Raw genomic sequence first — 13692 nt, 5'->3', positions numbered from 1 at the left:
GGACCCGGCCGAAACGGCCTGAGCACTCGGCCGGAACGGCCTGAAGACCCGGTGGGAACGACCCGGGGACCCGCCGGAACGACCCGAGAGCCCGGCCCGCCCCTCCCCGGCCCCGCGGTCAGTCGCGCCGCGCCTGCGGTGCGTCCGGGGCGCCGGTGCTCAGCAGGCCGGTCCAGCTCTCTGCCAGGACGTCGACCACGGACGCGCGGTCGGCGCCCCAGCGGCCGGGGGTCCAGGTGCGGGCCACGTGGTCGAGCTGGGCCATCGCGAGCACACCGCGCAGGTGGCGGCTCTCGGGAGGGAAGCGGTCGGCCTGGTCGAGGCCTTCCTCGATGTCGCTGACGGCCTCCTCCAGCCACGCGTTCACCAGGCCGCGCAGCTCCGGATCGACCGCCGCCGCCTCGAAGGCGGCCACCGTGTAGGGGCGGATCGCCTCCCAGCGGCCGGAGATGCCGTACAGCCACTCGGTGATCGCCTCGCGGCTGCCGTCGTGGACGACCTCGACCAGACGCCGGGCGGTCGAGCCGTGGACGGGTGAGTCGGTGCGCTCGAGCTTCTCGTTCAGCTCGCCGATGAGGGCCCGCATCAGGTCGCTGCGGGACGGGAAGTAGGCGTAGAACGTCACCCGGGTGGTGCCCGCCGCGGCCGCGATGTCGTCCACCGTGGTGGCGGCGTAGCCCTTGGTGCGGAACAGCTCCAGTGCCGAGTCCAGCAGGAGCTTGCGGGTCATCTGCTTCTGCGCCTCGCGCAGCCCGGCCATCTCAGCGCCCCCGCTTCCTGGCGTCGGACGGCTTGGGGGCCGGTTCGGCCATGAGGGCGATCATGGCGCTCATCCTATCGCCGGTCTCCCGTTCGACAGCGCTCGCCTTACTTCACGATCGCTTTCCGTACCCTCCATACAGTTCCTTGACGTGGCGTAAAGCTAGTGCCATTCTCGCCGTCACCGCGCTTCGTTCGCCACCTCCCAGAAGCCCGGTCTGCGTCCCTCCCCCCACTCCACACCACGTCACCACGTGGTTCGACGGGTCGCGCCCACCCCGTCACACCCACCGGAACCGGCCACAAGGGGCCGGGCCGTCTCACCATCCCAGCCAGGGAGACTGCAGTGACGCTCAACAACGGGACGACGACGTCCTCCGGCCCTTCCGCGGGGGCTGCCCGGAAGCCGGGCTACGCGGGCACGCTCGCCGCCGCGAGCGCCGCGGTGTTCGTGGCCCAGCTGGCCAACGCCCTGCCGGCCTCGCTCAACGGCCTCTTCCAGCAGGACCTCGGCACGCACGGGTCCCAGCTGACCTGGATCACGGCCTCCTTCATGATCGCCGTGGTCGTCTTCGAGTTCACCTTCGGTGTCCTCGGCGACCTGTTCGGACGCCGCAAGCTCATCGCCTCGGGTGCGGCACTCGTCGTCGCCGGAAGCATCGTCTCGGCCGTCTCACCCACCGTGCAGTGGCTGTGGGTCGGCGCCGCGCTCAACGGTCTCGGAGCCGGCGCCATGTTCCCCGGATCGCTCACCATGATCGCGGACGTCGCCCGCAGCGCCCTGGAGCGGGCCCGCGCCATCGCGCTGTGGAGCGGCTTCCTGTCGGCCGGTGCGGCCATCTCCCCCCTGATCGGCGGGGTGTTCGCCAAGGTCGGGTCGTGGCGGGGCTCGTTCCTGGTCCTCGTCGCGCTGGCCTTCGTCAGCATGGTGCTCTCACTGGCCCTGGCCACCGAGTCGAAGGCCGCCGAGGGCCGCCGGCTCGACGTCCCGGGCCAGATCACCTTCGCCGTCGGTCTCATCCTGGTGCTGTACGCGGCCGTGGAGGGACCCGGGAAGGGCTGGGGCGAGCCGGACATCGTGGGCGCGTTCGCCGTCGGCGCGGCCTTCCTGATCGCCTTCCTGCTGATCGAGCGCCGCGCCGAGTCCCCGATCCTCAACCTCTCCCTGTTCAAGGACCGCGCCTTCGCGGTGGGCTCGGTCGTGGCGGTCATCGGCATGATCGCCTTCCTCGGCGCGTGCTTCGCGACGAGCATGTGGCTCGGCCCCGTGCAGCACCAGGACCCGCTGCGCGTCGCCCTCCCCTTCCTGCTGCTCCAGGGACCGGCGTTCGTCCTGATCCCGGTCGTCTCCCGGCTGCTCCACCGGGTCTCCCCGAACTGGTTGCTGACCTCCGGCTTCAGCCTGATGGCCGTGGGGGCGTTCCTGTGCGCCCGGCTGGACGTCACCGACCGGAGCCTGACCCCGTTCCTCGTGCCCACCCTGCTCATCGGCATCGGCTTCGCGCTGTCCGTCAGCTCGATCACGGCCGTCGCGCTGAACAGCGTGCCGGGTCGGCTGGCCGGCATGGCGAGCGCCACCACCAACATGCTGCGCGACCTCGGCTTCGCCCTGGGCCCGGTGGTCGTCGGCGCGGTCGCCCTCAGCCATGCGGGCAAGACCTTCGCCTCGAACCTGGCCGGCGCGGAGCTGCCGCCCGACCAGCTGGGCGCCGCCACGGAGATCGGCCGGGCCGCCGGACCGATCGCCGTCAACAGCCTGCCGCCGGACGCCCCCGGAGCGGCCGCGCAGGGCATCGCCCTCGACGCGCTGGGCAGTGGCTTCAGCCTCGCCTACACCGTGTGTGGGGTCGCCGCCGCGGTGGCCGCGGCCGTGACCGTGATCGGCATGGCCGGCATCCGGGCCCCCCGCGTCCTGGACACGGAACACGCCGACCACACAGCCGGGCAGGAACCGGCGGACCCGTCCTGGAGCCCGACCACCACTCCGGCGTAGCCGACCGGCGCGCCGACGGGGTCCGGCGCGTTGACCCCGCCGGTGCGGACCGGGTTCCCTGTGTGCCATGGCTGATGAAGCACACACGGGGGACCCGGTCCTCGCCGTCGGGACACAGGGCGAGTGGGAGAAGTGGCTGGAGGAGCACCACGACGAGCTGCCCGGGGTCTGGTTGCGGATCCCGAGGAAGGACTCGGGACTGCCCGGCCCCGACTACGCCGCCGCCCTGGAGTCGGCACTGTGCTACGGCTGGATCGACGGGCACAAGAAGAAGCTGGACGACACGCACTGGCTCCAGCGGTTCACTCCCCGGCGGCCGCGCAGCAGGTGGTCGATGATCAACCGGCAGAAGGCCACCGCGCTGATCGAGGCGGGCCGGATGCGGGAGCCCGGGCTGCGCGAGGTGGAGCGGGCCAGGGCCGACGGCCGCTGGGAGGCGGCGTACGCGAGCCAGAGCACCGCGACCGTCCCCGACGACCTGCGGGCCGCGCTGGACGCGGTCCCGGCGGCCCGTGACTTCTTCGGCGCCCTCGACAGCCGCAACCGGTACGCGATCCTCCACCGCGTCCAGGAGGCCAAGCGCCCGCAGACCAGGGCGGCCCGTATCGAGAAGTTCGTCGCCATGCTCGCCGAGGGGGAGAAGCTCCATCCCTGACGACGTGACCACGTGACGGACCGGCAGGCACAGGGAGGGGCGGTCCGGGCCCCGGGGCCCGGGCCGCCCCTCCCTGTCAGCCCGCGACGATCGCCTCGGCCGCCGCCACACCGCAGACACGGGCCGCGCCGTGCGTGGCGATGTGCGGGGTGCCGCGCGGCGCGGACTGCGGGACGCCCATCTCCACGACGACGGTGTCCGGCGCGGCGGCGAGCAGGGTGTCCAGGGCGGTGCGCATCCACGGGTGCCGGTGCTCGTCGCGGACCACGGCGACCACCCGCCGGCCGGCCGCGGCCTCGAGCACCCGCACCGGACCCCCGGCACCGGCGTCGGCGTCGGTGAAGTGGCCGGTGGTGGTGCCGGGCAGCAGCCGCTCCAGTTCCGCGCCGACGCCCCAGGGCGTCTCGTCGCCGACGGCGATGTTGGCCTCGGGACTGAAGGTGGCCACGTACACCGGTGCGGTGACCGGTGCCGGGGGTCCGGTGCGGGTGACGGTCACCGCGCGGCGGGCCGCCGTGAGGCCGATCTCCGGTGCGGGGTCGCCCGGGGCCGGGGACCGCCGCGCCCGGGCGGTCCAGTCGGCCAGGGCGCGTACCCGGGCGGCGGCGTCGGCGAGCCGTTCCTCGGGGAGTTCGCCGGAGCGGACCGCGGTGACGAGCGCGTCCTGGAGGCTCTGCACCGTGTCCTCGTCGCACAGTCCGCCGCCCACGCAGACGGCGTCGGCGCCGGCGGCGACGGCCAGGACGACTCCGTGTTCGAGGCCGTAGGTGCCGGAGATGGCGCGCATCTCCATGCCGTCGGTGACGATCAGCCCCTGGTAGCCGAGTTCGCCGCGCAGCAGGTCGGTGAGGATGCGGCGGGAGAGGGTGGCGGGACGGTCCGGGTCGAGGACGGGGACCCTGATGTGGGCGCTCATGACGGCCCGGGTGCCGGCCGCGATCGCCGCCCGGAACGGCCGGAGCTCGCGTTCGTACAGGGTCGTCGCGTCGAGATCGATGTGCGGCACGGCGTGGTGGGAGTCGACGTTGGTGTCGCCGTGGCCGGGGAAGTGCTTGGTGCAGGCGGCGACGCCGGTGGACTGCAGGCCCTCGACCCAGGCCGCGGTGTGCCGGGCCACCAGGTCGGCGTCCCGGCCGAAGGAACGCACGCCGATGACCGGGTTGTCGGGGTTGGCGTTGACGTCGGCCGAGGGCGCCCAGTCGAAGTTGACCCCGCACTCGGCGAGCCGGCGGCCCAGCTCCCGGGCGACGCCCCGGGTGAGACCGGTGTCGTCGACGGCGCCGAGGGCGTGGTTGCCGGGGAAGGAGGAGCCGGTGCGGACCTCCAGCCGGGTGACGTCACCGCTCTCCTCGTCGATGGCCACCAGCAGGTCGTCCCGCTCGGCCCGCAACTGGGCGGTGAGGGCGGCGACCTGCTCGGCGGTGGCGACGTTGCGCCCGAAGAGGCCCACGGAGGTGAGGCCCTCGCCGAGGCGGCGCAGCACCCAGTCGGGCGCGGTGGTGCCGGCGAAGCCCGGCTGCAAGACGGCCAGGGCGTCCCGGGTGAGGGTGTCGGTGCCGGTGGTGAATGTCGTCATCGGGGGGCGTTATCCCTTCACGGCGCCCGCGGTGAGGCCGCTGACGGCCTTGCGCTGCAGGTAGACGAAGAGGATCAGGATCGGGACGGCGAAGAGTGACGAGGCGGCCATGGTCGCGCCCCAGTCGTCGCCGAACTGGGTCTGGAAGCTGGACAGCCACAGCGGCAGGGTCTGCGCCTCGGCGTCCTTGTTGAGCACCAGGACCAGCGCGAACTCGTTCCAGGCGGTGATGAAGCCGAACAGCGAGGTGGCCATCAGGCCCGGGGCGAGCAGCGGCAGGATGACCCGGCGGAACGCCTGGGCGCGGGTGCAGCCGTCGACCATCGCCGACTCCTCCAGCTCCTTCGGCACGGCGGCGACGAAGCCGCGCAGCGTCAGGATGGTGAAGGGCAGGATCATCATCGTGTAGAAGAGCGTCAGCGGTACGAGGCTGTTGAGCATCGACGCGTCCCGCACGATCATGTAGATCGCGATGATCATGACTTCCCAGGGCGCCATCTGGGCCATCATGAAACCGATGACGAAGCCGCGCCGCCCCTTGAACCGCATCCGTGCCAGGGCGAAGGAGCCGGCCAGCGCGATGATCATCGAGAAGACGACGGCCAGGACGGTGACGGTCAGCGAGTTGCGGACGTACGTCCAGAAGTGGTCGACGCCGGTCGCGGTCCTGAAGTGCTCGAAGGTGACGTCGGTCGGGAACCAGACCGGGTTCTCCGAGATGATGTCGCCGGTCGGCTTGAAGGCCGTGGCGAACATCCAGTACACGGGGAAGACGCAGCCGATGAACAGGACGACGGCGGTGGCGTTGGGCCAGACCCGGGCAAAGAGCGAGCGTTTCACAGCCCGGCCTCCTCTTCGTTCTCCTGCTTGAGCACGATCCTGAGGTAGTAGGCGGTCAGGCCGAGCAGGATCAGGATGGTCAGGACCGCGATCGCCGCGCCCATGCCGTAGTGCTGGTTGCCGATGCCCTCGACGTAGGCGTAGACGGGCAGGATCTCGGTGAGCCGGTCGGGGCCGCCGCTGTTGAAGAGATAGACCTGGACGAACGCCTTGAAGACCCAGATGACCTCCAGGAAGGTCGTCGCGTAGAGGAACGGCCGCAGGAACGGCAGGGTGACCGCGGTGAAGCTCCGCCAGGCGCCGGCGCCGTCGAGGGACGCGGCCTCGTAGAGCTCGTTCGGGATGGTGGTGGTCGCCGCGTACAGGTTGATCGCGACGAACGGGACGGACATCCACACGATCAGCGTGGTGACGACGAAGAAGGTCGACATCTGGCTGCTGGTCCAGCTGTAGTCGGCCATGGAGTGCCAGCCGAGCTTGTCCAGGACCCAGTTGACGACACCGAAGCGCTGGGCGAACAGCCACTGGTAGACGGTGGTGGCGGACACGATGGGCATGGCCCAGGCCAGGACCAGGCCGAGCAGCAGGGTGAACCGCATCCGCTTGCCGAGGCGGGCGAGCAGCAGGCCGACCAGCGCGCCCAGGAGCATGATCAGGACGACGTTGACCGCCGTGAACAGGATCGAGCGGAGGGTGACCCGCCAGAAGTCCCCACTGGTGAGGGTCTCCTGGTAGTTGTCGACGCCGTTCCACTCGGTGACCCGCTGGATCAGCTGCCCCATGTTGAGGTTCTGGAACGACAGCAGCACGTCCTTGAGCAGCGGCCAGCCGAGCAGCAGCACGGTGGCCACGCAGGCGGGCAGCAGCAACAGGTACGGGGCGAGCGCGCCGGCTCGCGATGGGGGCCTGCCGGGCGCCGGCCCGGTGTCCGCCTTGCGGACGTCCACCGGGCCGGAGGGCGGCCGTTCGGTCTGCACGGTCATGCTCGCGATCTCTCTTCTCGACGTACCCGAACGCGGTGCGGGGGCCGTCGAGTGGCCGGCCCCCGCACCGGTCGGAGCGCGTGCGCTCCTACTGCTGCTGCGCCAGGCGCTTGTTGAACTCGCCCTCGACCTGCTTGGCCGCCTCGGCCGGTGACTTGCCCTTCAGCACGGCGGTCATGTACGTCTTGATCGGGTTGGGCGCGTTCTCGACCGCGGCCCACTCCGGGATCAGCGGGGTGGTGCCACCGACGGCCGCGGCGGGGGCGGCGGCCTCGGCGGGGGCGTTGCCCTCGAGGTTGCCCTGCAGCGACTCCTTGTTGGGGATGACGCCGTTGGCCTTGGCCAGGGCGCCCTCGAACTTGTCGGAGAGAGTGAGCTTCAGGAACTCCCGGGCGAGGTCCTGCTTCTTGCTGCCCGCGGCGACGGCGAGGTTGGAGCCGCCGAGGAAGACGCCCTCGGGCTTGTCGGCCGTGGCACCGGGGACGGTGAAGTAGCCGATCTCCTTCTCGATCTTCGGGTTGGCCTCGATGGCGATGCCGGCTTCCCAGCCCATGCCGATGAAGGCGCCGACGTTGCCCTTGGCGAAGACCTGGCCCTGCTGCGGGGTGGCCTCGTCCTTGTCCTTGGGCGCCTTGGACAGCGACTGGAACTTCTTGTAGGTCTCCATGGCGGCGGCGACCTTCGGGTCGTCGAGGTTGGAGACGTGCTGGTCGCCGTCCTTCTTGACCAGTTCGCCGCCCTCGCCGATGACGAGTCCGACGAAGTGGTACCAGTTCTGGCCCGGCAGGTAGATCGGCTCCGCGTCGGTCTTGTCGCCGATCGTCTTGAGCGCGTCGTAGAACTCGTCACGGGTCTTGGGGGTGTCCTTCAGCCCCGCGTCCGCCCAGACCTTCTTGTTGTAGAGGACGACGCGGTTGGCGAAGTACCACGGCGCCGCGTACTGCTTGCCGTCGTAGACGGACGACTCGTTGAGGGACTCGGTCCACTCGGCGCCGATCTCGGACTTGAGGTCGGTGAGGTCGGCGAGGCCGCCGGTCTTGGCGTAGGCCGGGGTCTGGGTGTTGCCGATCTCGAAGACGTCGGGCGGGTTCTCCTCGGACAGGGCGGTGGTCAGCTTCTGCTGGATGCCGTTCCACTGCTGGACCTCGAACTTGACCTTCGCCTTGGTCTTCGTCTCGAACTCCGTGGCCAGGTCCTTCTGCCACTCGTCCGGCGAGGAGCCGTCCATCACCCACACGGTGAGCGTCTGGCCCTCGTACCCGTTGGCCCCGGTGCTCTTGCCGTCGCCGTCGTCTCCCCCGCACGCGGCGACGGAGAACAACATGCCCGCGACCCCGATCGCGGCTATCAGCTTGCGCTTCACGCGCCACCCCTCCTCAGGAACGCCTTCCACACCCACGCCTTCGGCGGTGACCCTCGCAACGGCGCGACACTCGGCGGGCTGGGACCCGGCTTCCTCTAAATGGTTTAGACCAGCAGGGGGAGCTTGGCCTAGACCTATGGCCCTGTCAAGGGTCGCGTCGCCGATCCCCCGGGCCGCTTCCAGCGCCCCCGCGCGGACCTGCGAGTCCTCCCGAAATCCCCCCAAACGGAGACGTGTCGAGGGTTGGACTAGACCAAAGAGGGGCGTGCGGTTATAACGGGACCGCCGAGTGTGCGGCGCCGACCCCGGCCGTCCGCCGACGTGCACCGCGGTCGGCGCCTGCCGCCCGCGCGCCGGACACCGCAGCCGGAAGGCAGGTCATGAGCACCGACCTCAGCAGCGCCCAGACCGTCCCGGGGACGCCGGACCGCATCGACCGCGTGCCGAAGTACTACCGCGTCAAGCAGCGGTTACTGCGGATGACCGAGGCGCGCGCGCCGGGATCGCCGATGCCGGCCGAGCGCCTCCTCGCCCTCGAGTTCCGCACCTCCCGCACCACCGTGCGCAAGGCGCTGCAGGAGCTGGTGAGCGAGGGGCGGCTGGTCCGCATCCAGGGCAAGGGGACCTTCGTCGCCCGTCCGAAGATCTACCGGACCCTCCAACTGACCTCGTACACCGAGGACATGCGCAACCAGGGGCTCACCGCCGCCTCCCGGGTCCTGAACATCGACCACATCGCGGCCGACGCGGAACTGGCGGCCCTGCTCGAGGTGGAACGGGGTGAGCGCGTCCTGCGCGTGGAGCGGCTGCGGCTGGCCGGGGGCGAGCCCATGGCGATCGAGGCGACCCATCTGTCCGCACGCCGCTTCCCCGGCCTGCGCCGGAACCTGGCCCGCCGCACCTCGCTCTATGCGACGCTCGCCGAGGTGTACGGGGTGCGCCTGGCGGAGGCCGACGAGACCATCGAGACCTCCCCCGCCACACCGCGGGAGGCCGGTCTGCTCCACACCGACGTGGGCCTGCCGATGCTGCTGCTGTCCCGCCACTCCCGGGACGAGCGGGGGACACCGGTGGAGTGGGTCCGCGCGGTGTACCGCGGCTCGCGCTACCGGTTCACGGCGATCCTGACGCCGCCGACACCGCCGGCACCGCCGAAGCCTCCGGCACCGTGAACCGGCCCGGTCGGGCCCGTGCGGCACAGGGGTCAGGACTGTGCCGCACGGGCGGCTGGGGGGGGAGGACCGCCGCTCAGGGCTCCCGGTGGTCCGCGGTGGTGATGCGGGCGATCGCCTCGAGGGTCAGGGACCGGTCGTGCGGTTCCCGCGACAAGGCGCGATGCAGCGTCAATCCCTCTATCAGCGCGTCGAGTTGGCGAGCGGTGTCCGGGTCGAAGTGCTTTTCGAGGTGGCTGCGACTGCGGCGCATCCACTCATGGGTGAGCTCCCGGTAGGCGGGCCGGCGGGCGGCGAGCGAGTACAGCTCCTGGGTCAGCACCAGGTCGCGCGAGCTGCCCTCGGACAGGGCGTGGACGAGGTCGGCCACGGCCGTACGGGCCTCCGCACGGCCGGTCGGCGCCGCGAGGTACGTGTCGAACACGGCGACTATGTGGCCGGTGAAGTCGCTGAACGCCTCCCGCAGCAACTCGTCGATCCCGCTGAAGTGGTACGTCATCGACCCCAGCGGCACCCCGGCCCGTTTGGCGATCTTGCGGTGGGAGACCGCCGCCAGCCCCTCCTCGGCGATGAGGTCGAGGGTGGCGGCGATGATGCGTGCGCGCCGCTGCGGGTCGGTGTGTCCGGTGGCCATGGGCGTCGCGTCTCAGAGGGTCCGGACCGGACGGGCGGGACTGCCGACGGCGACCACGTTCGGCGGCACGTCCTTGGTGACGACCGAACCCGCTCCGATCACCGAGTTGTCCCCGATGGTCACGCCGGGCAGGACGATCGCTCCCCCGCCGATCCAGACGTTGTCGCCGATGGTGATCGGCTGCGCGGCCTCCAGCTTGTCGCGCCGGGGCTGCGGTTCCAGGGGGTGCGTGGGGGTGAGGAGCTGGACGTTCGGGCCGATCTGGCAGTCCTCGCCGATCCTGATGGCGGCGACGTCCAGCGCGGTCAGGTTGTAGTTGACGAAGGTGCGCGCCCCGATGGTGATGTTGCTCCCGTAGTCGACGTACAGGGGCGGACGCACATGCGCCTGCTCGCCCACCGCGCCGAGCAGTTCGGCGAGGATCGCTCCCGCCGCCTCGGCGTCCTCGACGTAGGCCGCCTGGTAGCGGGCGGCCAGGCGTACCGCCTGCTGCTGCCGGCGGGCGATCTCGGGGTCGTCGGCGATGTAGAGATCGCCCGCCTGCATCCGTTCCAGGTGGGTACGGGGGTCCTGCGCGAAGTAGTCCGTCGCCATGGAAGCGACCGTACACCCGGAGCGTACGAACGTACACTCCCCGCGCCGAGGACTACCGCCTGGCGCTCACGGTCCGCAGCACCCCCGCGCACACGACCACGAGCGCGCCGGCGAGGGGCACCACCACCAGGCCCAGCCGAAGGCCGGCCTGGTCGGCGACGAGGCCGACGACCGGCGGGGAGAGCAGGAAGCCCAGCCGCATCAGCCAGGAGACGATCGTGAGCCCCGATCCGGGCTTGAGGCCGGGCAGTTCGTCGGCCTCGAGCATGGCCGCGGGCACCAGCGTCGCCACGCCGAACCCGGCCGCGGCGAAGCCGAGGATCGTCCCGGGCACCGTGGGCACGGCCAGCGCCAGCCCCATGCCGACCGCGGCGATGAGGCCGCCCGCGCGGGCCACCGCGCGCTGCCCGAACCGGTCGACGAGCCGGTCGCCGAGGATCCGGCCGACGAACTGGGCCCCCACCAGGGCGATGAAGCCGGACGCCGCCAGCGCCGCCGAGGCGTTCAGCGAGTCGGAGAGGTAGAGCGCGGCCCAGGAGTTGCCCGCGTCCTCGACGAGCGTGCCGGCCGTCGCGATCAGGACGAGCGCGATCATCACGTAGCGGACGCGTGCGGCCACGGCCGGACGCCCGTCGCGCTGCGACGCCCCGCTCCCGGCGCCCTTCTCGTCCGTGTCCTCGACCGGCTCGGTGTCGGGGCCGGGCAGGAGGAACCGCAGGGCGACGCAGGCGGCGAGACCGAAGAGCACCCCCGAGATCGTCAGGTGCGCCCCGCGCGAGAGGCCGAGCGCTATGGCGGCGGCGGCCATGGAGCCGCCGGTGACGGCGCCGATGGACCAGATGGCGTGGAAGGAGTTGATGATGGAGCGCCCGTAGCGGCGCTGCACCCGCAGACCGTGGGCGTTCTGCGCGACATCGGTGATCGCGTCCATCGCTCCGGCCAGGAACAGCGCTCCCGCGAACAGCACCACCGAGTGCGCCATGCCCGCGACGAGGATCCCCGCCCCGGTCAGCAGGGTGCTCACCACCGCCACCCGCGCCGACCCCAGGCGGCGGATGAGGACCCCCGCCGCCAGACCGGCGACGATGGCCCCCGTCGGGAACGCCGCGACGGCCAGCCCGTAGGCGGCGTTGCCGATGCCGAGGTCCGCCTTGATCTGCGGATAGCGGGGCAGGAGGTTCGCGAACAGGGCCCCGTTGGTGAAGAAGAGGACGGCAACGGCTGCGCGAGCCTGCCGTTCGGCCAGGGCGGGCCGGCGCAGTACGTCAGTGGTCATGAGCCTGACCTTATCCATGGAGCGTACGAACGTACACTCCTTTCGGGCGGCACCGTCCGAAAACACGAGCCCCCGGGCGCCGAGCCGACGCCCGGCACCCGAGGGCTGGGACGGCGACTCGCCCGTCCCCGTCCGTCATCCGCCGTAGGTCTCGAACTCCGCGATCCGCGGCGTGCCGCTCGCACTGGTGACCTCGAAGGTGATCTTGCGCAGCGAGGTCCGCGCGAAGGAGACGACGCCCGCACTGCTGCCGGAGGCCAGGACGGCGCCGGTGTCGTGGTTGAGGAGCCGCCAGGACCGGACGGCGCCCTCGGAGCCCGACGCCTCCCGGATGTTGACCTTCGACACCGCGGTGTCGGACGACCACTTGACCGAGACGGAACCGGTCGAGCCGCTCGGCGACCAGGAGGTGCCGAGGTTGCCGTCGATCACGTTGCCGTAGCTCGTCCCACTGCCCTTGCTGGAGCCGTCGGCGCCGGCACCGAGGCTGAGGTTGGTCCCGGTGGGGGGATCGGTCGGGTCCGTCGGGTCGGTGGGGTCCGTGGGGTCGGTCGGGCCCGGGTTCTGCGGTGTGCAGTTGCCGTCCGACACCCTCAGGCCCTTGTTGGCGCCCGCCGTCCGGTTCACCACGTCCGGTACGCAGTTGGCGGCGTCGAGCTTGTAGGAGTAGGGGATGGAGACCGAGGTGTTGGACGTCGGGTCGGGGCCGGCGGGCTGGTTGTCGCCGCTGCGGCCGGACCAGGTCACGTTGTCGAAGATGTTGCCGCTGACCTGCCAGTAGCCGGCTTCGCTGGTGTAGAAGGTGCCCAGGACGTCCTTGGAGTCCTCGAAGTAGTTGTTGTCCACCTTGGCGCGCGCCCCGGCCCGGGAGTTGATGCCGGAGTCGTTGAGGCGCTTGTAGTGGTTGTTGTACATGTGGGCGATGCCGCCGCGCAGCAGCGGCGCACGGGAGTCGATGTTCTCGTACAGGTTGTGGTGGAACGTGATGTTGCCGTTGGAGCGGTCGCTCTCGCTGGACCCGATGAGGCCACCGCGGCCGGAGTTGCGCAGGGTGCTGTACGACAGGGTCACGTACTGGGTGTTGTCCTTCATGTCGAAGAGGCCGTCGTAGCCCTCCGACTCCCCGCCGGACGCCTCCAGGGTGACGTGGTCGACCCAGACGTTGCGCACGTCGCTCTCCATGCCGATGGCGTCGCCGCCGTTGGAGGTGGGCGAGCCGGACTTCTTGACGTTCCGGACGGTCACGTTCTGGATGATGATGTTGCGGGCCTCCCGGATGTGGATGCCCAGCTGGTCGAAGACGGCACCGCTGCCGACCCCGACGATCGTGACGTTGCTGATCTGCTTGAGCTCGATCACACCGGCGGCGGTGTTGCAGCTGCTGCCCGACACCTTGGTGGTGTTGCCGTGGTTGATGGTGCCCTGGACCTCGATGGTGATCGGGGTGCTGCTGCTGGCGCGGTTGCACAGGGCGGCGTGGATCGCGGTGCCCGTGGTGGCCCGGACCGTCTGCCCGCCCGCGCCGCCGGTGGTCCCGCCGTTCTGGGTCGCGTAGCCGGTGGCGCTGCCGGTCGCGGCCGACGCCGAGGGCCCCGCCACCACCAGTCCGGTCGCGGCCGCGAGGGCCGCGGTGGCCAGCGTCGCGTGGAACCGCAGTGCTGCTGATCTCTTCATGCAGACTCTCCCTGTTCACTTAACGTCATGGACATGTCATGCAGGGTGCCGTCGAACGCCGTCGACTCGATGGAAAGCGCTTTCTCGCCGCGAGAATAGGGCGGCCCCGTCCGGGCTGACAAGGCTCCGGACGCCATGAGTCCGCCCTTTCGTATCTCATACACCAGCCGCCG

The 13692-nt window shown here is 71.1% G+C and carries 12 protein-coding genes; 3 read left to right on the top strand and 9 right to left on the bottom strand.

Annotated features, from left to right (window positions below):
- Positions 1 to 118: 118 nt before the first annotated feature.
- Positions 119 to 760 (bottom strand): TetR/AcrR family transcriptional regulator, encoded by a 642-nt coding sequence (locus ACWEQO_RS27805; RefSeq protein WP_361462996.1) that lies wholly within the window; start codon positions 758 to 760, stop codon positions 119 to 121.
- A 345-nt stretch (positions 761 to 1105) separates the two neighbouring features.
- Between ACWEQO_RS27805 and ACWEQO_RS27800 the strand changes: the two genes are divergently transcribed.
- Together ACWEQO_RS27800 and ACWEQO_RS27795 are read left to right on the top strand one after the other, a co-directional pair.
- Complete coding sequence (locus ACWEQO_RS27800; RefSeq protein ID WP_361462994.1) at positions 1106 to 2752, top strand: MFS transporter; 1647 nt, start codon at positions 1106 to 1108, stop codon at positions 2750 to 2752.
- A gap of 67 nt (positions 2753 to 2819) precedes the next feature.
- Positions 2820 to 3407: a YdeI/OmpD-associated family protein gene (locus ACWEQO_RS27795; RefSeq protein ID WP_361462991.1), complete on the top strand. Its 588-nt coding sequence runs from the start codon at positions 2820 to 2822 to the stop codon at positions 3405 to 3407.
- A gap of 76 nt (positions 3408 to 3483) precedes the next feature.
- Here ACWEQO_RS27795 and ACWEQO_RS27790 read toward each other — a convergent pair whose 3' ends face one another.
- The 4 genes from ACWEQO_RS27790 to ACWEQO_RS27775 form a co-directional block, all read right to left on the bottom strand.
- Positions 3484 to 4983 carry a glycoside hydrolase family 3 protein gene (locus tag ACWEQO_RS27790; protein WP_361455226.1) on the bottom strand — a complete coding sequence of 500 codons (1500 nt, stop codon included), beginning with the start codon at positions 4981 to 4983 and terminating at the stop codon, positions 3484 to 3486.
- Positions 4984 to 4992: 9 nt separating this feature from the next.
- Complete coding sequence (locus ACWEQO_RS27785) at positions 4993 to 5823, bottom strand: carbohydrate ABC transporter permease (protein WP_361455229.1); 831 nt, start codon at positions 5821 to 5823, stop codon at positions 4993 to 4995.
- Entirely contained in the window at positions 5820 to 6806 is a 987-nt protein-coding gene (locus ACWEQO_RS27780) for a carbohydrate ABC transporter permease (RefSeq protein WP_361455232.1), read from the bottom strand. The genes ACWEQO_RS27785 and ACWEQO_RS27780 overlap by 4 nt, the downstream gene beginning before the upstream one ends.
- Before the next feature lie 88 nt (positions 6807 to 6894).
- Positions 6895 to 8169: an extracellular solute-binding protein gene (locus ACWEQO_RS27775; protein ID WP_452985675.1), complete on the bottom strand. Its 1275-nt coding sequence runs from the start codon at positions 8167 to 8169 to the stop codon at positions 6895 to 6897.
- 380 nt (positions 8170 to 8549) lie between these two features.
- Between ACWEQO_RS27775 and ACWEQO_RS27770 the strand changes: the two genes are divergently transcribed.
- Positions 8550 to 9341, top strand: a complete 792-nt coding sequence (locus tag ACWEQO_RS27770) for a GntR family transcriptional regulator (RefSeq protein ID WP_452985674.1) — start codon at positions 8550 to 8552, stop codon at positions 9339 to 9341.
- Between the two features lie 76 nt (positions 9342 to 9417).
- Here ACWEQO_RS27770 and ACWEQO_RS27765 read toward each other — a convergent pair whose 3' ends face one another.
- The 4 genes from ACWEQO_RS27765 to ACWEQO_RS27750 form a co-directional block, all read right to left on the bottom strand.
- On the bottom strand, positions 9418 to 9975 hold the full coding sequence (locus ACWEQO_RS27765) for a TetR/AcrR family transcriptional regulator (protein WP_361455241.1): 558 nt from the start codon (positions 9973 to 9975) through the stop codon (positions 9418 to 9420).
- A 12-nt stretch (positions 9976 to 9987) separates the two neighbouring features.
- On the bottom strand, positions 9988 to 10569 hold the full coding sequence (locus ACWEQO_RS27760; RefSeq protein ID WP_452985673.1) for a sugar O-acetyltransferase: 582 nt from the start codon (positions 10567 to 10569) through the stop codon (positions 9988 to 9990).
- A 52-nt stretch (positions 10570 to 10621) separates the two neighbouring features.
- On the bottom strand, positions 10622 to 11845 hold the full coding sequence (locus ACWEQO_RS27755; RefSeq protein WP_361455247.1) for an MFS transporter: 1224 nt from the start codon (positions 11843 to 11845) through the stop codon (positions 10622 to 10624).
- Between the two features lie 135 nt (positions 11846 to 11980).
- Complete coding sequence (locus ACWEQO_RS27750) at positions 11981 to 13519, bottom strand: pectate lyase family protein (RefSeq protein ID WP_452985672.1); 1539 nt, start codon at positions 13517 to 13519, stop codon at positions 11981 to 11983.
- Positions 13520 to 13692: the final 173 nt, after the last annotated feature.

The sequence above is a fragment of the Streptomyces sp. NPDC004051 genome (genome assembly GCF_053604275.1).
The sequence above is the reverse complement of the archived record's forward strand: the minus strand, read 5'-3'. Positions and strand labels throughout refer to the sequence as shown.

Coding starts and splice junctions, on each gene's coding strand:
- ACWEQO_RS27760 (WP_452985673.1), bottom strand. CDS start 10,569: ATGGCGACGGACTACTTCGCGCAGGACCCCCGTACCCACCTGGAACGG.
- ACWEQO_RS27755 (WP_361455247.1), bottom strand. CDS start 11,845: ATGACCACTGACGTACTGCGCCGGCCCGCCCTGGCCGAACGGCAGGCT.
- ACWEQO_RS27765 (WP_361455241.1), bottom strand. CDS start 9,975: ATGGCCACCGGACACACCGACCCGCAGCGGCGCGCACGCATCATCGCC.
- ACWEQO_RS27750 (WP_452985672.1), bottom strand. CDS start 13,519: ATGAAGAGATCAGCAGCACTGCGGTTCCACGCGACGCTGGCCACCGCG.
- ACWEQO_RS27795 (WP_361462991.1), top strand. CDS start 2,820: ATGGCTGATGAAGCACACACGGGGGACCCGGTCCTCGCCGTCGGGACA.
- ACWEQO_RS27770 (WP_452985674.1), top strand. CDS start 8,550: ATGAGCACCGACCTCAGCAGCGCCCAGACCGTCCCGGGGACGCCGGAC.
- ACWEQO_RS27780 (WP_361455232.1), bottom strand. CDS start 6,806: ATGACCGTGCAGACCGAACGGCCGCCCTCCGGCCCGGTGGACGTCCGC.
- ACWEQO_RS27790 (WP_361455226.1), bottom strand. CDS start 4,983: ATGACGACATTCACCACCGGCACCGACACCCTCACCCGGGACGCCCTG.
- ACWEQO_RS27805 (WP_361462996.1), bottom strand. CDS start 760: ATGGCCGGGCTGCGCGAGGCGCAGAAGCAGATGACCCGCAAGCTCCTG.